3 protein-coding genes are annotated in these 3,837 nt (G+C 53.6%); 1 reads left to right on the top strand and 2 read right to left on the bottom strand.

Annotation, left to right across the window (positions count from 1 at the left end; genetic code table 11):
* Positions 1-253 precede the first annotated feature (253 nt).
* Entirely contained in the window at positions 254-1,489 is a 1,236-nt protein-coding gene (locus Q0V70_RS09630; protein ID WP_297591280.1) for a DUF6688 family protein, read from the top strand.
* Between the two features lie 253 nt (positions 1,490-1,742).
* Here the strand turns inward: Q0V70_RS09630 and Q0V70_RS09625 are convergent, their stop codons facing one another.
* Both Q0V70_RS09625 and Q0V70_RS09620 read right to left on the bottom strand, forming a co-directional pair.
* The gene (locus tag Q0V70_RS09625; protein ID WP_297591277.1) at positions 1,743-2,783 is read right to left on the bottom strand and encodes a trypsin-like serine protease; all 1,041 of its coding nucleotides are present in this window, start codon (positions 2,781-2,783) and stop codon (positions 1,743-1,745) included.
* A 2-nt stretch (positions 2,784-2,785) separates the two neighbouring features.
* Positions 2,786-3,742 (bottom strand): DUF418 domain-containing protein, encoded by a 957-nt coding sequence (locus Q0V70_RS09620; RefSeq protein ID WP_277035336.1) that lies wholly within the window; start codon positions 3,740-3,742, stop codon positions 2,786-2,788.
* Positions 3,743-3,837: the final 95 nt, after the last annotated feature.

The following is a 3,837-nucleotide window of genomic DNA, read 5'->3' as shown; positions in this document are numbered from 1 at the left end:
TATTCCCCGACCGCATGGAACCCCACCTATAAACCCCCACTTACACAAACAACTTGACAAGCCTACTTATAGTAGTAATCGACAATATTCGCTAACCACGCGCATATACTGGGCGCGACTTCGAGCTATTTGGGGTCGCGCCCGTTACGTGTGCGACATCAACGGAGCTAAGCACTATATGGCCGGTAAAGTCCTGCGCTAGTTCAATGGTCTAGAAAACGCGTGTATCATGTCTTGCAGGACAGGAGGACAAGTGAAGCTGTACCGCTACGCCAGCAAGCACCCCTCTTTTTCGCGAATCGTTTTGGCTCTGTTGATCGGAATCACCGGAGCGATTGCCTACCTCGTATCCCAACCTCCTTCAGGCGCAAGTCAGATTCTCGGGCAGATTCTGGTTGGAGGAGCCCTCGTCGCGCTCGCGGCCGGTTACCCAGTAGCGCTGACTGTCAGCCAAATAATCCGTGCGGCCAAAGCGGGGAGTGGTAAGGACCTGCCGGTTCTCGATGCGGGCCTGGACGTTTGGACCCTGTGTGTCATAGCGGTTTATGAGTTCGGATACCTAGGGTTCTTCAAAGAGGTTGTGCCTACTGCGGACTGGCACGTCCAGCTGGTCAACTACCAAACCCACGCGCCGATTTACACGCGGGCATGGCCACACGTGCTGTTCATCGCGCTACTGTTCGTACTCGGATTCCTCATTTTGCGGTTTAACGAAGCCAGACAGTTGCCGCCCCTCGTAGTTGTGATTGCGATTGCGGGGCTCTACTTGGGCGTTGTGTTCGGCCTGGTGTGGACTATCCAGATCACAACCTTTGAAAAGCGCCTAGACGCGCTGTTAGTTCTACCTTTGCTGGCTGTGCTTGCGATTGTGGTGAAAATAGTTGCAATCCAAGTGCGCGCCTACGAAGCTGATGGAGATAGACGAGGCCGCATCGACAGCTCCTCGGTATTGAGCAAACTCGACGCAATGGTGGCTGACGCGAAGCGCTGGCCGCTTCTAGGGTTCGTGGTGGCGCTCCCGCTACTTGCCGTGCTGGTCGGGATTCTAGCTTTGTTTGGGCAATCGCCGAGCATGGTGGTGAGGGCATTTACGGAGACCAGTGACTGGAATCTGTCACAGCAGGTTGCCCCGCAAAACGTGTATTTTGACGAACACTACCTTTGCACTGTGGCCGCCGGCGGACACCGAGCGGTGGTAAAACCAATCCGCATGGGCCTGCGTCATGGCCGGCCGGTGGTTGTGAATCGCCAGTTGCTTGTGGCCAATGCGTTTGAGCAGGTACTGGAAGAGCGTGTGCCCAGAACCCATCGGGTTATTCGGCGCTTATATGACACGTATGGCTTCCCGGTTGCCAAGCTGATCAGATCGCAGTGGGCGGCTGATGCTGTGTGGTTTTTGATGAAACCAGCGGAGTGGTTCTTCCTGGCCGTCCTCTATCTGAACGATCGTCATCCGGAAGATCGCATAGCCCTCCAGTACACGGCCTAACGGAGCCGTACACTTTTAACGCCCGTGTTTCGTGACCCGAGCACGGATTGAGCCAGGTTTCGGTTACTGGCTTTCTATGATCTTCCTGTTGGTTCAGCAGCAATGCTGATCGGTTGTGAACTTCAGTAGGCAAGGGGGTCAGATACGGGTCGCATGACTGTAAAAGAGCTAATGTTTGAAGCCGCCACCCAGTTTTCTGGGAGACGGCTTCAAAGGGTGAAATGCTATTCGCTAGACAGTCCAGTAGGAATCCTTACTGGCGCGCATTGCGGATACGTGAGCCGATTGCTCCCACCGCAAGGCCTACGAGTGCGATCGCAAGGTAACCCCAAATATTATCGCCACTGGTTTGAATGTTCTTTGGCGGTGCAGGAGTGTTTTCTGCAGTTAGAACGCTTTGGGTGTCGCGGCCAGAGACAATGTTGTCGATCCATTCGGCGGTGCCTGCAACTGTGGTGATTGCAGCACTAGGGGAGGGAAGGTCCGGATCCCCATTGGCAGTTCCAGCGGTAGCAAGTCCCGCAAGCTTTCCGTCGACAAAGAACGGGCCACCAGAGTCACCGCCCTGCATGCCAGCTCCAGAAACTGACTGCACATCCAAGATAGAGGTTTCAATCCTAGGCTGTATGGAGTTGTCGGCTGGGACTTCCGACATCCCCTCAGGATTAGACTCGGTTTGGCTGGATTCTGACATTCCAGGTTTTGACGGTAGAGCCTGTGGCGGGGCAGTCTCTGTAGACGCATCAGCGCCGGTAGGTGCCTTGGAATCGGAAGGAGTTTCGGGAGCACTCGGCGTGTCAGAACCGGAAGGTGCGCCACCTAGTAGCTCTTTGACAACCATTTTGGCCATTGGTAGCTGTCCAGATCGTGCCATTGACGAGCTGCTACTCCAACCGTAAAGAGTTCCCGTCTGACCTGGGGTTGGAATATCGTGGGAGATTTTTGCGGGGGTTGCGTTAGTCACTTTCTCAGTCAGGTGAAGTAACCCCGCGTCAGATGTGGGCGAAAGAGCCCAGGAATCAGCGTTGTAGACCTTTCCAGCGATGCGTGCCTGGGTGCCTTCATTGTTGACTGACTCTAGACAGTGGCGCGCTGTGAGTACCCACTGGTCGGCAATGAGTGTGCCTGTGCAGTCACCAAAGCTGCCGATTTTGCCCATTTTGAGCGCGGCAACGGAACTGCTTTCCGCATTATCGGGCGCCGGATCTCCATATTCGAGTGCGAGAGCCGGAGTGGCAGTCATTAGAAGGACGGCGCTGGCAATGGTCGCGATCGAAAAAGATGTTTTTTTCACGGTTAATTCCCTTTCTTAGAAGGAACAATGGCCTTGATCGTGGTGGCAACGAGTTTCTCAGCAGGACCCTGTCCTGCAAACTTCTTCCAGAGGCTGGCTGCGACGAGGAAGAATACGATGAAACCGATTGCTGACAAAGTGGAATGCAACGCGACATTTTGCTGCCAGTAGAAAGCGGTGAGAATGTGCAGAATGTAAATGGTTAGCGACATTGTTCCCATGGCAGCGAAAGGGTAAACCAAGGTTGAAGAGAGATCGCCTATGAGCACACATAGGTGAATCACTACGGCTGCAACGGCAACGGAGAGGATAATCTCTCCGGCAACACCGGTGTGACCGGTAAAGCTGAGCCAGCTGGGAATGTCTGGGTCAAATCGGAAGTAGATGCCGATACCAGCGATGACAACGCTGATAGCGGTTACGATCCAGCTCAGTCGAGTGTTAGGGTTGCTGTTCTCATCGGGGTTGCGATGTAGTCGGCCGCGCAGGTACACATCGAAAAGAAGCATGCCACCGATGAAGTATGCAATCCATGCCAATAGCGGATAAATCTGTGGCAGTTCGATGGGGGCGTAAACGATTGTTGCGGCGATTGTGGCGGCAATAAATAGACCGAGCCTCCACCACGTTCCCAATGCGGGCATCCAGGAAACTAGGATCATTACCAGGCCCATTACGATGAGAACCACTTGGATTTGTCCACCCACGGGCAGTAGTGCCAGGCCGATGAGGATGATTAAAGCGCCTCGGGCTATCAGCCGCAAGAAAGTGGTGCTGGTGTAGTTGCGTCCAATAATCATCATCGTCGCGCCGGCGATGATGGCAAATAATGATGCGGGTAGGCCAGAGAGTATTACTTTGGTACTCCAAAGTAGCGAGGCCATGTGGATAACTATCATTCCGATGATCGCGAGTGAGCGCGCTACATCAAGCCCCACGATTCGTGAAGGTTTAGACACTCAGTTCCCTCCTTTACTAGTACTTTAGCGAACTGTTATTTGGTTAAACATACTGCCTAAAACCGACGTGTCAAATTATAAATAACTGCCAAATC

The organism is uncultured Mobiluncus sp., from assembly GCF_947087965.1.
Lineage (GTDB): Bacteria > Actinomycetota > Actinomycetes > Actinomycetales > Actinomycetaceae > Mobiluncus.
Note: the sequence above shows the minus strand (reverse complement) of the source record. Positions and strands in the feature narration are given on the sequence as shown.